The organism is Legionella qingyii, assembly GCF_003990155.1.
Classification (GTDB): Bacteria; Pseudomonadota; Gammaproteobacteria; order Legionellales; family Legionellaceae; genus Legionella; species Legionella qingyii.
In genome coordinates, this window is record NZ_RZGX01000001.1 from 31,722 (window position 1) to 49,017 (window position 17,296).

Consider the following 17,296-nt stretch of genomic DNA (forward strand, 5'->3'; position numbering starts at 1 on the left):
GATTTATACTTAGCCTTTACCTCGTTATCAATTACTCTATAAAACTTTATGCGACTTGTTTGTGCACTTGAAAAAAATCAAACAAGCCGCTAAAGCCCTCAAGAAAATGGAACAATAAGGGATGAATTTTGTCTAATAAAAATTTTGCTACAGGTGCTGTGGTGCCAAATAATATTATAGATTGCATGCCTTGAATCGAGTTTGGGTTTATTGAGTCAGTTATGGTAATTAAATGGTATAAAACTTAAGTAAATCAGGTTACACTGAAATAGTATTAGGGAATAAATAATTAAAGGTAAGGAATGCGCTACATTGGTTTTACCGTTATTTTAGTGATGAGCTTCACATGTTTTGAAGCGTTAGCGGTGGCTCCCCTTACATTCAAAGAAGCTTTAGAGATTGCCTATCGTAATAATCCTGAATTGCAAGCAGAAATGGATAAAGCACAGGCGATGCGAGGTTATTTTATCCAAAGCGGCCTTTATCCCAATCCTCAACTGACGTTAACTGCAGAAAATTTTGGTGGTTCAGGCAGCTATTCGGGTTATGAAGCAGCAGAAACTACGGCATCTGTGACCCAGCCCATTCCTTTGGGGCATCGCCTTGATTATCTTAAAAAAGCAACTTATGCAGATTATCTCGCATCTTTGGCTCAGATTAAGGTTCAGAAAGCGGCACTTTATATCCTTGTCGGCGTGACCTATGTTGACGCTTTGTATGCAGGACAATGGCATCAAGTAACTAAAAAGCTAATTCACTTGAATGAGCGGATTGTGGCTGCAATTGAGCGACGCGTTCAAGCTGGAGTAGGTACCGAATTGGATTTGCGATTAGCGCAAAGACGTTTAGGTGAGGCCCGCATCCAGGAAAAAAAAGCGATGCGTGATGCACTTTCTCAACGAGCAAAGCTTGCTCGTTTATTAGGGGATGGATTAAAAATTGACAAACCCTTGGTGGATAAAGGCTTGCCTGACGTAGTATTAGATTGGGCAGCTCTCTTAAAAAAATTGCCTCAAAGTCCGCAATTAATCCAAATGCAACTGCAACTTCGCGCTAAACGCGCAACCATTACCGCAGTTAAAAAATCAGTTTGGCCTAATTTAAATATACAATTAGGAGGTCGTCATTTTTCTGATGATGGGAGTAATGCCGCAGTAATTTCCGCGTTTGCAGAAGTGCCCGTTTTTGATCGAAATCAAGGAAAAATTCTGACGGCAGAAGCGCAATATACGCAAACTGCACATGCCTATCAAGGAACACGACTTGATGTGCGACAAAATATTTATAATGTTTTTTTGCAAGCGCAGCAGAGTCAGTACGAAGTGAATTTGGTCACTGAATCTCTATTGCCATTAGCTCATAAATCGATCAAACTGGCCAGAGATGGGTATCAAATGGGACGATATACCTATATCGAATTATCTACTGCATTAAATACGTTATACGAAGAGGAACGACATTATCAACAAGCCCATGCCGATTATCATAAAACATTAATTCAGCTTACGGGACTTTTAGGGCTCAATCCGACTAAGGAGAGTAAATGAAATTTCCAAAATCAGGAGGTTCTTATCTGTTATTGCTTGTTCTTTTACTAGGGTTAAGTTTGATTTTGTGGGGAGGTAAGAATACTCATGCAACGGATGAAGGAAGTCAACAAGAAACCTGGGAAAGGGGGCCACAGGGCGGTCGCTTATTTAAAGCAGGTGATTTGGCGTTGGAGCTTTTAATATTTGAACGCGGGATGCCGCCCCATTTTCGAGCATACATTTATAAGAATGGGAAAGTTATTGCCCCGGATAAAGTGCATTTAACTCTTTTATTAACCCGATTTAATGGTAAAAAAGGGAAGGTTTCCTTTATTCAGGCAAATCATTTTTTAGAAAGTAACGAAGTGATTCGCGAACCCCACTCTTTTGATGTCACGGTTCAATTAGAGTATTTAGGAACTAAGATGAATTGGAGTTATGCATCTTATGAAGGACGTGTAGCGATAGGAGCCGTAGTTCTTAAGGCAGCCGAGATCCAGACTGCGGTAGCGCAAAGTCATGAAATCAAAACTCAATTGAATGTAGTAGGAAAAATTCTCCCCAATCGTGATACATTGGCACCGATATATGCGCGCTATCCAGGGATTATTAAATCAATGGCTAAAAATCTTGGTGAGGAGGTCACAAAAGGGGACGTATTAGCCACTGTTGAAAGTAATGAAAGTTTACAAAACTACACTATTACAGCACCAATTACCGGTACTGTTGTGCAAAAAAATGCTACAAATGGGGAGTTAACTCAAAATACCAAACCGATTTATGAGGTAGCGAATTTAGCGAATGTATGGGCTGATTTCACTTTATATCGTAAAGATGCTCCTCTTGTGAAGCAAGGAATGGATGTTATTGTCACTGGAGATGAAGGAAAACCTAAAGCCTTGAGCACAATTTCCTATATCTCACCTTTAGGAATTGAAGACAGTCAAACGAATTTAGCGCGTGCTATTCTTCCCAATGAGGAGCGTGTCTGGTTGCCAGGAATGTACATTAATGGTGCGATTATCATCAATAAAAAAACAGTTCCAGTGGCTGTTCCTCTCTCTGCAATCCAGAAAATGAATGAAAAAGATGTGGTTTTTGTTCAGCAAGGAGATTATTTTGAGGCAACTCCTGTTCTTTTAGGAGAGGAAGATGGGCAATGGGCAGAGGTTCTTTCAGGTCTTGATGCTGGTCAACGCTATGTCAGTAAAAACAGTTTCTATATTAAAGCGGAATTAGGCAAGGAAGGTGCCAGTCATGAAGATTAAGGATACAAGATGCTTGAAAAAATTATACACTTCTCACTAAGACATCGTTGGTTCGTCCTTTTATTTACAATAATTATTGCGATTCTTGGTGTCTATAATTTCCAACGCCTTCCAATTGATGCCGTACCTGATATTACTAACGTCCAAGTACAAATTAATACCCAAGCCTCGGGTTATTCCCCGTTTGAAGTAGAGCAACGCATCACATTTCCTATTGAATTGGCGATGAGTGGTCTGCCTAATTTAGATTACACGCGTTCTTTATCGCGTTATGGGTTATCCCAAGTTACTGTGGTATTTAAAGATGGGACGAATATTTATTTTGCACGTCAGTTGATCAATGAACGTTTGCAAGAGGTTAAAGATAAACTTCCCGCAGAAGCAGAAACGACATTAGGTCCTATCTCTACAGGTTTGGGTGAGATATTTATGTACATTGTGAGGAATAAGTCTAATGTGCCTGAAGCCCAACGTTATAATTCTACAGAGCTTCGTACGATTCAAGATTGGCTCATTAAACCGCAGTTACGTAATGTGGAAGGCGTTGCAGAGGTTAATACAATTGGAGGTTATGAAAAGCAATTTCACATTACACCTGAACCGAGCAAACTGGTTCGTTATGGTTTGAGTTTAAATAGTGTGGTTGATGCGTTACAGCGTAATAATGCGAATGTAGGGGCAGGATATTTTGAGCGCAACGGTGAGCAGAATCTCATTCGAATTCCAGGGCAGGTGAAAAATATAGCTGATATTGAAAATATTGTAATCGCCAGTTTTGAGGGAACTCCTGTCCGCATCCGCGATGTGGCAAATGTCATTTTAGGGAAAGAGCTACGCACAGGTGCTGCAACCGAAAACAGCAAGGAAGTGGTGTTAGGCACGGTATTTATGTTGATGGGTGAAAACAGCCGCACAGTGTCGGAACGCGTGGCTGCCAAGATGAAGGAAATTAATAAATCACTTCCCGATGGAGTTGAGGCAGTTACTGTTTATAACCGAACCTCACTGGTTAACGCGACAATTAACACGGTCAAGAAAAATTTACTTGAAGGCGCTTTGCTGGTTTGTGTCATTTTATTTTTATTTTTGGGAAATATTCGCGCCGCATTGATCACTGCTATGGTTATTCCCTTATCGATGCTACTGACGATTACGGGGATGGTAAGCAATCAAATTAGTGCCAATCTGATGAGTTTAGGAGCCCTTGATTTTGGACTAATCGTTGATGGTGCCGTAATTATTGTTGAAAATTGCATGAAACATTTGGGGGAACAACAGCATCGACTTCAGCGTACTTTAAACCTTGAAGAGCGCCTAAAAGTGATCGCCTATGCGACTACTGAAGTCATCAGGCCCAGTATTTTTGGTGTATTTATTATTACTGTAGTTTATCTTCCTATCTTAACCCTAACGGGCGTTGAGGGAAAAATGTTTTTGCCTATGGCGGAAACAGTGATTATCGCATTAATGGCGTCGATGTTATTCGCCTTAACCTTTGTGCCAGCCGCGGTGGCTGTATTTCTAAAGGGACGCATTCAAGAGAAAGAAAATTGGTTGGTACACCGCATTTCATTAGGGTATGCACGAGTTTTGCGATATTGTTTTCATGCACGATATTGGCTAATTAGCGCGGCTGTCGTTTTGGTTGCCATTAGTCTTCTGATTGCTTTTCGCTTAGGTGGTGAATTTATTCCAAGCCTTGATGAAGGGGATATTGCCATGCATGCGATGCGTATTCCAGGTACGAGTTTAACCCAAGCTATTGCGATGCAAGATTTAGTCGAACAAAGGATCAAGCAGTTTCCCGAAGTACAGATTGTTTTTTCCAAATTGGGTACAGCCGAAGTCGCTACAGATCCAATGCCGCCTAACGTGGCTGATACGTTTATTATGCTAAAACCTCGTAAAGAATGGCCTGATCCAAAAAAAGCAAAACAAGATTTAGTGCAAGAAATTGAAGAGGCTCTGCAACGAATTCCAGGGAATAATTATGAATTTACCCAGCCGATTCAAATGCGCTTTAACGAACTAATTTCAGGTGTGCGAAGTGATGTAGCGGTGAAAGTATTTGGAGATGATATGAGTACTTTACGCGAAATTGCTGAATCAATTAGTTCGCAGCTTAAGAAAATACCCGGCGCTGCTGATGTGAAAGTAGAGCAGGTAAGTGGTTTACCGCTTCTCACTATTGAAATAAATCGAGATATACTGGCTCGTTATGGATTGCAGGCAGGTACAGTTCAAGATGCTATTGTCATTGCAACAGGTGGTAAGAAAGGGGGCGAGCTTTTTGAAGGAGATAAACGTTTTGATTTAATCGTACGCTTACCAGAACCCTTGCGTACAAGTTCTGAGGTATTAAGGCAAATTTTTGTTCCATTGCCACCAGCAAAAGATGGCGAGCTTCATTTTATACCTTTGAGTGAATTAGCTAAAACAGTACGTAGTGAAAGCCCTAATCAAATTAGCCGGGAGAGTGGTAAGCGGCGAGTGGTGGTTACGGCGAATGTCAGAAATCGCGATTTAAGTTCGTTTGTAAATGAAGCCAAACAACGTATTGAACGTAATGTCCAATTACCTAGTGGCTATTGGATTAATTGGGGAGGGCAGTTTGAACAATTGCAATCCGCGTCTCAACGTTTAAAGCTTGTGGTACCCGTTACATTATTAGGTATTTTTTTATTACTGTTTATGAGTTTCGGTAATGTCCGGAATGCACTATTAGTTTTTTCTGGTATTCCCCTTGCTCTAACTGGTGGAGTATTTGCTTTGTGTTTACGAGGTATTCCTTTGTCCATTTCTGCAGGGGTAGGGTTTATTGCCTTATCTGGGGTGGCTGTTTTAAATGGTCTTGTGATGATTACTTTTATTAACAAGTTGCGTGAGCAGAACAAATTCTATTTAAAAGATGCGGTATTGCAGGGTTCATTGGCAAGGCTTAGGCCAGTACTGATGACAGCACTGGTTGCTTCTTTGGGATTTGTACCCATGGCATTAGCAACAGGTACCGGTTCAGAAGTACAAAGGCCTTTAGCGACCGTGGTTATTGGCGGAATTATTTCTTCTACCTTTTTAACACTACTGGTTTTGCCTGGTTTATATTATGTGTTTCATCAACGCCATAAAAAGAATAAATGAATTTCGCTATTAAAAGTCAATCGCATTCTTTTTAGCGTGAATTGTGTTTGCAGTTCCTTTAAGGTAATTTATATTTATATACAAAATATTACCCATGGAAGGTACTATGGCCAATATGATTATTTTGGCAGCACGCAATCCTACATTGACTTTTTTTATTTTAGGTTTGTTATTTTCTCTTGCAGAATGGTTGATCCAATTCAAACTTATGGAAAAAGCCAAAATTATTGAAATTATATTTTCCTGGTTTTTGCTGTTTAATATTGGTCTGGCTTTTGTATTCAACTTTATAATGCATGTCTTCTTTGGCGATTTTACCGCACAGTTTATTGGCTGGCCACAAAGCCCGTTTCAAATGGAATTGGGATTTGTTAGTTTGGGAATTGGTGTAAATGGGATAATCAGCTTTAGAAGTAAAGTTGCGTTTCGTGCTGCAACAATTATAGTTCCTGCCGTATTCTTATGGGGAGCTGCTGGTGTGCATCTTTTTCAAATGTTTACTGCCCATAATTTCGAACCAGGTAATGCGGGTACTGTATTTTGGACTGATATTATAATGCCAGCTCTCGCTTTTCTATTACTCGGGCTGCAATATCGAAATCCGCTTATTCGATAAGCGGAGCCTCGAGCCTGAATCTTCTTCACATTGCTGAAAAACTAATTCTTCTCTGCATATGCTCTATTTTTAGTGTATTAGGTGCATTTGACAAAACTGATATATGTACCAGAATTTTATAAATGTCATAGATAATATGGAGGTGTGTCATGAGCAAGGTAACACAATTTAAAAAAGGGACCCCAAGCAAAGGTTCATCCAGCAAAGGATCCTCCATTCAAATTAATCGTTCACAAAATCCATTTTTAAGTCTTCAAAATGAAGTAGATCGATTATTTAGCGATTTTAACGATTTTTTTTCCCCATCTAGATTTAATTGGGGCCAATTTGAAAAAATGGATCTCGCTCCTTCAATGGACATTGTTGAAGATAAAGAGCATTTTTGTGTTCAATTAGAAATGCCTGGTATGGATGAAAAAGATATTAAAGTAGCTATATCTGATAATCTACTCACTATTAGTGGCGAAAAATCCAGTTCGAAAAAAAATGAGGGTAAAAAATATATTTCCCGAGAAATTAGCTATGGAAGATATGAGCGCTCTATCTCTTTACCTTCAAGCATTGATGTAGCTAAAGCGAAAGCAACCTTTAAAAAGGGAATGCTTTGGGTTGATTTACCTAAAAAATTAGAATCTAAAACAGGTTCTCGAGATATAAAGATTGAACAAGCCGAATAGTTTAATAATGCCCTATGGCTTAGCTATAGGGCGATACCTTAATTATTAAGATCCTCAGGCTTTTATCCAAAAAATACGAACTAAAACGTACAAGATCGTCATGCCTAGAATAGGGATAACGAGAAAGGCAAGGAAATTATAAAATCCTATTCTATTTTCCGCTGAGGCATTATAAAACTCTTTAAATTTTTTCCATAAAGACATTACAAAGTAGCTCCAATTCTTGATTAAATCTTATTTTCAGGACTTACGAAAAAAAACAATCTCACCGTTAAAAAATGTTTTTAATTCGCTCATTTAGTATATCTAAAATCCCTCATTAAAAGCATTTCGAAAGTCCTGATTTTATAAGATTATAGCTCCAGCATAAACCAATGACACTAAGTTAAGCTTATTCTCTCAGAGCCTACGTTGCGCTTAACCCAGGTTAGAATGATTAAAAATTATCATTTAACAAGTTGTGATTGACAGTTCAAAAAGTCAAAATCACCGAGGGCAGCGCCAAATTTTGCACTTGCTTGAACCAGAGTATCTGTAATCACTGCTTCAATAATGTCTGTAAGCGGTGTTTCTTTATAGCGTCTCATGGATTTAAGGCGTTTTTCCAAATTTTGTCCAGCAATTGTCTGCGGGTTGGTATGATTCAATTGAAATTGTCCTAGACCAATTTCACTGGTTATCTTATTCAATGCATCTTGATATGAAGCAGTCATACTGGATTTAATCGTTTGTACTAAAGATACAACAGTAGAACCTTGTTTTAGTAACTGAGCACATATATTTGCTAATTCATTGATCTCATTGAGATAACCTTGTTGGTTGCGTAACATTAATATCTTCATGGAAGAAATTGCTTTAGAACCAACCAGGTGTATATCTACAGTTTCTGCAGTTACCTCAAAAAGTTTTTCTAACGAGAATATGGATTGATTTGCTTCAGTTTTTCCTTGCACAGTAGACTCCAAAAAATAGGATTAAGATAAATGGATTGTTCGGTTGAAATAATAATGGGAAAACAAATAATTGCACATTATGTGGTGTATTTTGCGCATCTGCAAAGAATTTTTTTAAAGTCTAAATGCGCTATAATATGTATCTTTATTTTGACCTGTTTTTCATAGCGAGTAATTAAATTGATTACCAATCGTATGGAGCTTCGTTCCTATCATACTGAAAGTTGTAGTCATTCCCATGATTTTGCTCAATGGGTTCTACCTCTTTCTGGCTCTATGGAGTTAGAAGCAGGTTATTATTCGGGGGTTGTAGATAATCATGTTGGTGTATTTATTGCGCCTAATGAACGACATTGTTTTGCTGGGAGTCAGGAAAATCTTTTTTTAGTGATTGATGTGACTTCTCACCATCAGCTTTTTGAGGAGCGCAGGTCGCATGCGTTTAATTTAACAGCGAGCATTAAAAAACTTCTCTATTTTACACATCATTATTTGGCCGCTCATGAAGGAGATTTTTTTGCTGACTCTCTGATTAATCAATTACTCATTCATTTTGCTGCCAAATCTTTTTCACCTGAGTTGGACCAAATGGCGATCAAGGCAAAAAACTGGATTGATTTTCATTTCGTAGAGCCAGTTGATGTAAGTAAAGTGGCGCAGCACTGTCATCTGAGCGTAAGCCAATTGCAACGCCGATTCAAACTCGCTCTAGGTTGTAGTATGGCAGAGTATTGGCGATTTAAAAAATTGCACCATGCTCAGAAATTACTATCTTCTAAATGTTGTTCTATTGAAGCCATAGCATTTGCAGTAGGTTATGAAAATTTGTCTGCGTTTAGTCGACGATTCAGTAAAGTATTCGGTGAATCTCCTTCTCAATGGAGAATAAAGGCGTTATCAGCAAATAAAACGCGTGAAATGGATAATTCAAACTAAGTTTAAAATTGATAAGCTATGAATTCGTTTTCATGCTTTATTCAATCATCTAATTATTATGAACAAATCCAATGCTTCTTTTTTCCAGGGTATGCTTTTTCTTATCTTGGCTCAAATTATGGTAGGCATAAATATTGTATTTTCCAAATACGTGCTCTCTTCGATTCCAGTCTTGGTTATATTAACACTTCGTTTTACTTTGGCGGCCATCATTTTATTGCCTTTGCACTGGTTTACAGCGGCTAAAAATAAACCGATTAGTTATTATTTTTCACGTTTGAAGCACAGAGACTGGTTTTTTATTGGCGCTCAGGCCGTCTCTGCAGGAGTGTTGTTTAATTTCCTTATTTTATCGGGATTAAATTACACGGATGCTAATGTGGCCGGTATTATTACCAGCGTCTTGCCTGCAATCATTGCGATTATGTCTTGGATCATTCTTGGTGAAAAAATTTCAGGTAAGAACGCCATTTGTGTAGGGTTTGCCACACTTGGATTAATTGTTATTGCATGTGATAAGCTTGCTGGAATCCAAGTGAACCATTCTTTTTTGGGGGATGCACTTGTTTTAATTTCTCTCTTGCCCGAAGCAACCTATTATATTTTAAGTAAAATGCATGCTAATTCGCTGCCAGTATTTCTAATTTCTTCGTTACTCAATGCAATCAATGCTATTTTATTATTGCTTTGCTTGAGTTTTAGTTCTTGGGGCGATTTAACTATTCATCCATTAGATTGGCTTATTTTGATCATTTTAGGTTTAAGCTCAGGTCTTTTTTATGTTTTTTGGAATTTTGGGTGTCAGAAAGTAGATGGAGTAATGGCTTCATTATCTACTGCGGTGATGCCATTAGCTACAGTACTTATTGCCTGGATGCTGCTTGGTGAACGTTTGACTTTTGGACAGTCTATAGGAATGGGAATGGTTATTCTGTCTATTGCTGTATATGCAAAACGCTAAGGCAGATAATAGCGCTCTAATGGTGCAAAGAGTGGCTTTTAGGCAAGAGTAAGTCGATTTTATTTTGCAACATCTCCTCAAGCCACGTTATGATTTACAATGCCCTAAATTTTTTAGTTTTGATTACTATGCCTCATTTGATTTTGGAATTAAGCAATAATATTGATTCTCAGCATTTAAATCAGTTATTTGATAAGTTACACCAGATGCTTGCAGAAAAACTTCCTACTCAATTATCAAATTGCAGGAGCAGATGTGTCGTTCATCCCTTGTTTTATATCGGGGATCAGAGTCCAGCAAATGCTTTTGTACATTTAACTCTGAAAATGCTTCCTGGAAGAGATGATGCGAAGAAAAAAAGCATAGGTAAGGAGCTTTTTGATTTATTGGATAATTTTTTCAGAACAGGCCAAAATGAATTAAATATCATGTTATCTGTAGAAGTTTTAGATTTGGATAATCATTATTTTAAAGGCTAAAGTATTGTTTTCCTGAACTGGATTTCTAATTCAGGCTATTCTCAAATGATAAGAGCGGGATTCTAATGATTGCGCAAAAAAAATGGGAGCATTTCTCTCATGAATCAGATATAGGGGTGAGGGGGTATGGCTCTACTTTATCTGAAGCCTTTGCCATGGGGGCTTTAGCTCTGACCAATGTTATTACTAATTCACAATCAGTCCAACCTTCCAAGACATTGCATGTAAGGTGTGAGGCACCGAATCAGGAGATTTTATTTGTCGATTGGTTAAATGCCATTATTTATAACATGGCAGTTCACAACATGCTCTTTAGTCAGTTCGATGTTTCCATTAAAGATTTGCGGTTAACTGCTATAATTGCAGGAGAGCAAGTAGATATAAAGCGGCATCAACCCGCCGTAGAAGTCAAAGGTGCTACGTTCACAGAATTAAAGGTGTATCACAGCAATAACATTTGGGTGGCACAATGTGTTGTAGACGTGTAAGGCGTAAATTCATTCAATATGCTCTTGGGACTTAAGGTAGAAAATCAATGGACTTGAACCTGTTGGAAAAAATAAGTGACTTTGAATGGCGAATTCCCAAACATGGGAAAATGCGTGTGCCTGGGATTATTTTTGCCTCAGAAGAATTGATCCTCAATATGGATATGAAAGTCTATGAACAAGTCACTAATGTAGCAACTTTGCCAGGTATTGTTCAGGGATCCTATGCGATGCCTGATGCACATTGGGGATATGGATTCCCTATCGGTGGTGTTGCGGCATTTGATCCAGACAATGAAGGTGTTGTCTCTGCTGGTGGTGTTGGTTTTGATATTTCTTGTGGAGTAAGACTATTATCTACTGGGCTTAAACGTGAAGAATTTGAACCTTATAAGGAACAACTGGCAGACGCGCTTTTTGCGCATATTCCTGCGGGTGTAGGAAGTAAAAGTCGCATTAATCTAACGATGAAACAAATGGATGATATGTTGCATGGCGGTGCTGTTTGGGCTGTCAAGCAAGGATATGGTGAATGGGACGATTTGGAGCGAATTGAAGATAATGGTCGAGTAGAAGGCGCATTACCTGAGCATGTTTCTGAACATGCCAAAAAGCGACAAAAAAATGAAATGGGTACTTTAGGCTCTGGCAATCATTATTTGGAAATTCAAGAAGTACATACAGTATATTGTGAAAAAACCGCTGCCGCATTTGGTTTGGCTCAGGGGGATGTGGTTGTAAGTATCCATTGTGGTTCTCGGGGTTTAGGCCATCAAATAGGAACTGATTTCCTGCGTTCGATGTTAATTTATGCACAGCAGCATGGTATTCAACTTATTGATCGCGAATTAGCATGTGCGCCAATTCGCTCACCAATGGGGGAGCGTTATTTAGGTGCGATGCGTTCAGGAATTAATTGTGCTCTGGCAAATCGAGAAATCATTACTCATTTTATGCGTGACGTTTTTCAAAATGAGATGCCAGGAACCCAAATAAAACTCATCTATGATGTATCCCATAATACCTGCAAGGAAGAAACACATCAGGTAGAGGGCAAGACGATGCGTTTATATGTTCATCGCAAAGGAGCAACTCGAGCTTTTGGCCCGGGGCACCCTCAATTAACAAAAGCTTTTAGCCATGTAGGTCAACCGGTCATTATTGGCGGCAGCATGGGAACAGCGTCTTATGTTCTTGTAGGAGCAGCAAGTGCTGAAGATAAATCTTTTGGTTCTGCTTGTCATGGTGCAGGACGTGCGATGAGTCGACATCAAGCAACTAAACTATGGCGAGGTAGCGAAATCGTTGAGCGATTAGCACAACAAGGCATTTTAATTCGCAGTAGCTCCTATCGTGGTGTTGCAGAAGAAGCTCCCGAGGCCTATAAGAATGTTGATTTCGTTGTTGACTCGGCGCAAGCATCCGGGTTAACCCAAAAAGTCGCAAAGCTTAAGCCCATTGTATGTGTCAAAGGATAATCTAGCTATCCCATGGCAATTTGCATCGTGTATTAAAAGGATTAAGTACTATTTTCAATGAAAGAGCAGGTTAATGTGACATGAGCACCTCTGTTATCTTACATCCGGTTGCGCCATTTAAGTTGGATTATACTGTTTTTGCTTTGCGCAGGAGAAGTAAAAATAATGTTGATCTTTGGGATGGGCAACATTACACAAGACTATTGGTTATAGACAATGTGCCTGTCAAAGTGGTTCTTGAACAAAAAAAAGGAATTGATGAGCCCGAACTTTTGCTCTCTATAGAAAGCGAGCCTCATGAGTTATCTGCAACCCGAATCATTGATGAACTGGAGATGCTCCTGGGATTAAAGCGCAATCTGCATGATTTTTATCAAATCACACAACAAGACCCTCAACTAAATCCCCTTGTTTGCCAATTTATGGGCCTTAAACCACCACGATTTCCCTCTATTTTTGAAGCACTGGTTAATGCGATTTCCTGTCAGCAAATATCGCTGGATGCTGGATTGCAAATTCAAAATCGCTTGACTGAATTTCTAAGCATAAGACTAAAGGAAAAAGAGCAAGTGTTCTATGCATTTCCGCAAGCGGATGCAGTTGCCAATTGCACTGTTTCTGAATTGAAAAAAATAGGCTATAGCACCCATAAAAGTGAAACGCTGATCCGACTTGCGGCAGCGATCGTTGATGATAAATCAAGTTTTAGTTCTTTGGAAAATAAATCAAATGAGGAGGTAATTAGCTTTTTATGTCGCTTTAAAGGAATAGGGCGTTGGACTGCGGAGTATGTTTTATTACGCGGCTTGGGGCGAATCGATATTTTTCCAGGCGATGATATTGGCGCACAGAACAATTTACATCAATTACTCCATCTTGATAAGAAACCCGATTATAAAAAAATAGGGGAAATTACTGCAAAATGGCACCCCTATGCAGGACTAGTTTATTTCCATTTATTATTAAAAAAGTTACATGAAAAAAGAGCACTAAAATAATTGTTCAAGCTCAAAAATCAATTCGATAAAAGGCTTTGTTTTGTGATAATTCTTGTATAAAATTATGAGCTTAGTTTGTGAAACCTTTCACATAAGGAATGTGTCGAATGGATCATCTATCCTCAAATTCAAGTGCTGAACCTATAGCCTCGGATAAAGTCTCTAATGTATTAAAATGGATTCTGTTAATTACTGCAATCATCTGTTTTATGATCTTAATTTGGGGGACCTATAAAACCTATCAGCTTGTTCCTCCTTTACCGCAGCAATTTCAATCTGCTTCGGGACAGATCGTGATGACCGCCGATGATATAGTCGCAGGCAAAGCAGGGTTTCAACGTGCAGACCTCATGGATTATGGAAGTCTTTATGGTATGGGTTCTTATTTTGGAGAGGATTATACGGCAAAATATTTAGTAAGCCTTGGTCGAATTATAGAGGATAAAATAGCACAACAACGTTTCGGCAAAACTTTCCTGAATCTGGCAGAAGGAGAGCAATACGTTGTGCGCCAGGCAATGCAGCGAGATCTACAACAAACGGATCTGAGTCAACAAACCAGTATGTTGTCGCAACCAGTTGCTGATGCAATATTGCAACTGCGGAATCAAATTTCACAAACCCTGCTTAATCATGATGCCGAAGCAGGTTGGACCAAAGCGTACAGTTTGAATGAGCAAACTGCCTTACAAACCGCTGACTTTCTTATTTATTCTTCGCTCACTACGATTGCTCATAGACCAGGACAAAATAGTTCATATACCAATAATTGGCCCTATGAACCTACTATGGGTAATACGCCTACAGCGCATACTTTTTATTGGACTTGGGTATCGTTTTGTTTTGTATTTTTGGGTTTTGGCGCGGTACTTTATATTTATCATCGATATTTGAGTACTCCTGATGATTCATTTAAAACACCAGTGTTTTTGGGGTTTGAGCCACTGACACCAAGTCAGCGCAAGGTAGGGCAATATTTTGTTGTCGTTGCACTGGTTTTGCTAATTCAAATCGCTGTAGGTGCCATTATGGCGCATTATTACACAGAGCGTACTGGTTTTTATGGAATAAATATTAATGATTATTTACCCTTTAATTTCTTACGTGATGTACACATCCAAACACCTATAGTCTGGATCGCTCTTTCATGGGTGAGTGCTGCTGTTTTTATGGCACCGCTTATTAGTAAAAAAGAAGCGAAACGACAAGGTTTTTTTGTCGATCTGCTGTTTTGGGTCACTTTATTTATTGTTGGTGGAGCCATTGTCGGTAATTATTTGGGGATTATGGGGTATGTGAATGAATCCTGGTTTTGGATTGGCAATCAAGGTTTGTCTTACCTACAGCTTGGCCGATTATGGCAAATTGGATTTTGTGTAGGCCTTTTCCTTTGGAGCTTTATTGTTTTTCGTGGTATGTGGCCTACCTGGAGTGGCTTAAAAACGGCAACCATTGAGTTTTGGACTGGACGTATTCGTTTAGAGCATCTTTTTTGGGCAAGTACAATAAACGTTGCTGTACTGTATTGCTTTGGAATGATCCCATTAACCGGGATTGAAAAATCGTTCACAATCACAGATTTTTGGCGGTGGTGGGTAGTTCATCTTTGGGTAGAGCAGTCATTTGAGTTTTTTGCTGCATGCGCCACTGCTTATCTCTTAATGGGAACAGGATTAATTTCGCGTTCTTTGGCAGAACGAACCATGTATTTTGAAACAATTCTGGTATTTTTGGGAGGTATCATCGGTACAGGTCATCACTGGTATTGGACAGGCACTCCGGATTTATGGGTGCCCTTAGGATCTATGTTTTCATTTATTGAAGTATTGCCTTTAGTGCTCCTCATTATTGATGCTATTGAACATCATCAATTGATTAAGCGACAACGGGCGTTTACTTATAATCTGGCTTATCTCTATATCTTGGGCGCCTCCTTTTGGAATTTTGTTGGTGCAGGAGTTTTCGGTGGAGGCACACTCAATGCGCCACTTGTAAATTATTATGAGCATGGGACATTTCTTACTTTAAACCATGCACATACGGCATTATTTGGTGCATTTGGTTTGCTTGGCCTTGGTTTGATTTATTTTTGCCTACGCTATGCCGCCGGAGATCGTCACCCATGGAGTGATCGTTTAGGAATTTGGGCCTTTTGGTTATATAACCTGGGGCTTGTCTTATGGATCGTGTTGAATTTCTTTCCTGTTGGTTGGGCGCAGTTGATGGATGTGTATGAGCATGGTTTTGCTCATTCAAGAAGCCTTGAATTTTATAATACAACAGTACTCTGGCAATGGTTACGATTACCTGGAGATGTAATATTTGCTCTAGGTGCATTATTTATGGCCTATGATTTTATTAAAAAACTAGGTCCTTTTTTTCCACGTTGGGCTGGCGCGAAGAATTTAGAACAACAGCCTGTTCGTGATATTTAAGGAGTAATTTAATTTAGGGGGATGCCTGAGTTTTTACAATTGGTCATTCAACTTATCCTTTGCACGAGTTTCTTGAAATAGTTCAGGCACATCAAATGACTCATGATTTTGATGTGCGAACAATATCCTTTTGTGATGCGTCTTGATATCAAGTATTAAATGAGCTGGTAATACACTCCTTGCTCAAGTGACTCTCTAAGTCCAGCAAGGGCATTTGTTTTTTCTCCACATAATTTTTCAAGACGGTCCGGCAAGCAGCCCACCACCGGGTACCCCCGCGCGATCGCCCTCGCTGGGCGCGCTTCCCCGCCCACGCCATAATAACTATAACAAGCAAAATCGAAACCAAGACCAGAATCAATTTGTAAGGGGAACAATTTCTTTTCATTTAACAACTCAAACGTCCTGCTGAATGAACTCTCGTTATCTAATACGCTCTCTACACCCGAACAATGAATTTGGGCGTCATAACCGGTCATCTGCCGCTGCACATAACCAATCACTTTTTGCCAAAATAAGTCACGGTTGTCCCAATTATCCAAAGTATCAAAGTTATCGATGTAGGCCTGATACGCTGCGATTAAGTGCTGCAGATTAAAATGCTTGCCTTGCGTAATTTCCTTTTGGCAGGTTATTTCTTTTCTAAATCCTTCAATCACGGAGACACCATGGTCTTCATCATTGATAATGGCTAATGCAATGGCATTGTAATAGGCTTGTAGCTCTTCTGCAGAAACTTCATCCTCAATTCCCTTGGGAAACTGCTCATTAAACTGTCTTAAGGCTTCTCCTTGTTTTAAGTTCTCACAATAAGGAAGTATCATCTCCCACATGGGTTTGTCTCCGGCACCAAGTGCCGCTCGAAATGCTGTTCCTATAATGGTTCTTCCGGAGTAATCTACGGCTTTTGATTGAATCAAGAGCAATGATGGATTCGCTTTTATCATGACTTCTGCTTTATTTTGCTCACCCATAAGCACATAAGTTAAGAGTTGTTTTGCTGCTCGCTGAGTCAGCTCAGCTGATGCTACTTCGTTGAGTGTTTTTGAAGTTAATGAAAGAGTTGATAAATCTTTTTCCGTAAAAAAGGCGGGTTTAAATCCTTCTGAATAGATTTGCAAGCGAGCAAATACTTGTTCTGCTACAGAAAGCTCATTAATGCTTTCAATATCATCGACATAATCCTTGTTCGAATCGTTTTTTACTATTTGCTCTTCTTTTGAATGCATCATTTCACCTTGCGTGACTATTAAAGGTGGCATAGCATATCACAAAAGAATCGAAGTGGGCATTAATTGTACTTGGAAATGGCTATTTCGCGCCAGCGACTAAATAAAGGA

General features: G+C 39.2%; 14 protein-coding genes. 12 read left to right on the forward strand and 2 right to left on the reverse strand.

What is annotated here, in order from left to right; all coding sequences use genetic code 11:
- Positions 1-302 precede the first annotated feature (302 nt).
- The 5 genes from ELY20_RS00140 to ELY20_RS00160 all read left to right on the forward strand — a co-directional run bounded on the left by ELY20_RS00140 (position 303) and on the right by ELY20_RS00160 (position 7,228).
- On the forward strand, positions 303-1,547 hold the full coding sequence (locus tag ELY20_RS00140) for a TolC family protein (RefSeq protein WP_110143275.1): 1,245 nt from the start codon (positions 303-305) through the stop codon (positions 1,545-1,547).
- Entirely contained in the window at positions 1,544-2,797 is a 1,254-nt protein-coding gene (locus tag ELY20_RS00145; RefSeq protein WP_110143274.1) for an efflux RND transporter periplasmic adaptor subunit, read from the forward strand. The genes ELY20_RS00140 and ELY20_RS00145 overlap by 4 nt, the downstream gene beginning before the upstream one ends.
- A gap of 9 nt (positions 2,798-2,806) precedes the next feature.
- Positions 2,807-5,935 (forward strand): CusA/CzcA family heavy metal efflux RND transporter, encoded by a 3,129-nt coding sequence (locus ELY20_RS00150; RefSeq protein ID WP_110143273.1) that lies wholly within the window; start codon positions 2,807-2,809, stop codon positions 5,933-5,935.
- Between the two features lie 106 nt (positions 5,936-6,041).
- Positions 6,042-6,551 (forward strand): DUF6790 family protein, encoded by a 510-nt coding sequence (locus tag ELY20_RS00155; protein ID WP_110143272.1) that lies wholly within the window; start codon positions 6,042-6,044, stop codon positions 6,549-6,551.
- Positions 6,552-6,700: 149 nt separating this feature from the next.
- Positions 6,701-7,228, forward strand: coding sequence for an Hsp20/alpha crystallin family protein (locus ELY20_RS00160; RefSeq protein WP_110143271.1), 528 nt, complete (start codon positions 6,701-6,703; stop codon positions 7,226-7,228).
- A gap of 446 nt (positions 7,229-7,674) precedes the next feature.
- Here ELY20_RS00160 and ELY20_RS00165 read toward each other — a convergent pair whose 3' ends face one another.
- A complete protein-coding gene (locus ELY20_RS00165; RefSeq protein ID WP_110143270.1) occupies positions 7,675-8,181 on the reverse strand; it encodes a hypothetical protein in 507 nt (168 codons plus the stop codon).
- A 195-nt stretch (positions 8,182-8,376) separates the two neighbouring features.
- Here ELY20_RS00165 and ELY20_RS00170 point away from each other — a divergent pair, with 195 nt between their 5' ends.
- From ELY20_RS00170 to ELY20_RS00200, 7 genes are all read left to right on the forward strand, one after another.
- On the forward strand, positions 8,377-9,117 hold the full coding sequence (locus ELY20_RS00170; RefSeq protein WP_110143269.1) for an AraC family transcriptional regulator: 741 nt from the start codon (positions 8,377-8,379) through the stop codon (positions 9,115-9,117).
- A gap of 58 nt (positions 9,118-9,175) precedes the next feature.
- Positions 9,176-10,078: a DMT family transporter gene (locus ELY20_RS00175; RefSeq protein WP_110143268.1), complete on the forward strand. Its 903-nt coding sequence runs from the start codon at positions 9,176-9,178 to the stop codon at positions 10,076-10,078.
- Between the two features lie 128 nt (positions 10,079-10,206).
- Positions 10,207-10,557, forward strand: a complete 351-nt coding sequence (locus tag ELY20_RS00180; protein WP_110143303.1) for a 5-carboxymethyl-2-hydroxymuconate Delta-isomerase — start codon at positions 10,207-10,209, stop codon at positions 10,555-10,557.
- Between the two features lie 65 nt (positions 10,558-10,622).
- Positions 10,623-11,045: an archease gene (locus ELY20_RS00185; protein ID WP_110143267.1), complete on the forward strand. Its 423-nt coding sequence runs from the start codon at positions 10,623-10,625 to the stop codon at positions 11,043-11,045.
- 47 nt (positions 11,046-11,092) lie between these two features.
- Positions 11,093-12,523 (forward strand): RtcB family protein, encoded by a 1,431-nt coding sequence (locus ELY20_RS00190; protein ID WP_110143266.1) that lies wholly within the window; start codon positions 11,093-11,095, stop codon positions 12,521-12,523.
- A gap of 80 nt (positions 12,524-12,603) precedes the next feature.
- Positions 12,604-13,521 carry a DNA-3-methyladenine glycosylase family protein gene (locus ELY20_RS00195; protein ID WP_110143265.1) on the forward strand — a complete coding sequence of 306 codons (918 nt, stop codon included), beginning with the start codon at positions 12,604-12,606 and terminating at the stop codon, positions 13,519-13,521.
- 107 nt (positions 13,522-13,628) lie between these two features.
- The gene (locus ELY20_RS00200) at positions 13,629-15,956 is read left to right on the forward strand and encodes a nitric-oxide reductase large subunit (protein ID WP_110143264.1); all 2,328 of its coding nucleotides are present in this window, start codon (positions 13,629-13,631) and stop codon (positions 15,954-15,956) included.
- Between the two features lie 155 nt (positions 15,957-16,111).
- Here the strand turns inward: ELY20_RS00200 and ELY20_RS00205 are convergent, their stop codons facing one another.
- Complete coding sequence (locus tag ELY20_RS00205; RefSeq protein ID WP_233590450.1) at positions 16,112-17,188, reverse strand: hypothetical protein; 1,077 nt, start codon at positions 17,186-17,188, stop codon at positions 16,112-16,114.
- Between the last annotated feature and the right edge of the window lie 108 nt (positions 17,189-17,296).

What these genes read in the sequence shown, in the direction of transcription:
- ELY20_RS00140 (WP_110143275.1), top strand. Translation starts at nt 303, where the DNA reads ATGCGCTACATTGGTTTTACCGTTATTTTAGTGATGAGCTTCACATGT.
- ELY20_RS00145 (WP_110143274.1), top strand. Translation starts at nt 1,544, where the DNA reads ATGAAATTTCCAAAATCAGGAGGTTCTTATCTGTTATTGCTTGTTCTT.
- ELY20_RS00150 (WP_110143273.1), top strand. Translation starts at nt 2,807, where the DNA reads ATGCTTGAAAAAATTATACACTTCTCACTAAGACATCGTTGGTTCGTC.
- ELY20_RS00155 (WP_110143272.1), top strand. Translation starts at nt 6,042, where the DNA reads ATGGCCAATATGATTATTTTGGCAGCACGCAATCCTACATTGACTTTT.
- ELY20_RS00160 (WP_110143271.1), top strand. Translation starts at nt 6,701, where the DNA reads ATGAGCAAGGTAACACAATTTAAAAAAGGGACCCCAAGCAAAGGTTCA.
- ELY20_RS00170 (WP_110143269.1), top strand. Translation starts at nt 8,377, where the DNA reads ATGGAGCTTCGTTCCTATCATACTGAAAGTTGTAGTCATTCCCATGAT.
- ELY20_RS00175 (WP_110143268.1), top strand. Translation starts at nt 9,176, where the DNA reads ATGAACAAATCCAATGCTTCTTTTTTCCAGGGTATGCTTTTTCTTATC.
- ELY20_RS00180 (WP_110143303.1), top strand. Translation starts at nt 10,207, where the DNA reads ATGCCTCATTTGATTTTGGAATTAAGCAATAATATTGATTCTCAGCAT.
- ELY20_RS00185 (WP_110143267.1), top strand. Translation starts at nt 10,623, where the DNA reads ATGATTGCGCAAAAAAAATGGGAGCATTTCTCTCATGAATCAGATATA.
- ELY20_RS00190 (WP_110143266.1), top strand. Translation starts at nt 11,093, where the DNA reads ATGGACTTGAACCTGTTGGAAAAAATAAGTGACTTTGAATGGCGAATT.
- ELY20_RS00195 (WP_110143265.1), top strand. Translation starts at nt 12,604, where the DNA reads ATGAGCACCTCTGTTATCTTACATCCGGTTGCGCCATTTAAGTTGGAT.
- ELY20_RS00200 (WP_110143264.1), top strand. Translation starts at nt 13,629, where the DNA reads ATGGATCATCTATCCTCAAATTCAAGTGCTGAACCTATAGCCTCGGAT.
- ELY20_RS00205 (WP_233590450.1), bottom strand. Translation starts at nt 17,188, where the DNA reads ATGATGCATTCAAAAGAAGAGCAAATAGTAAAAAACGATTCGAACAAG.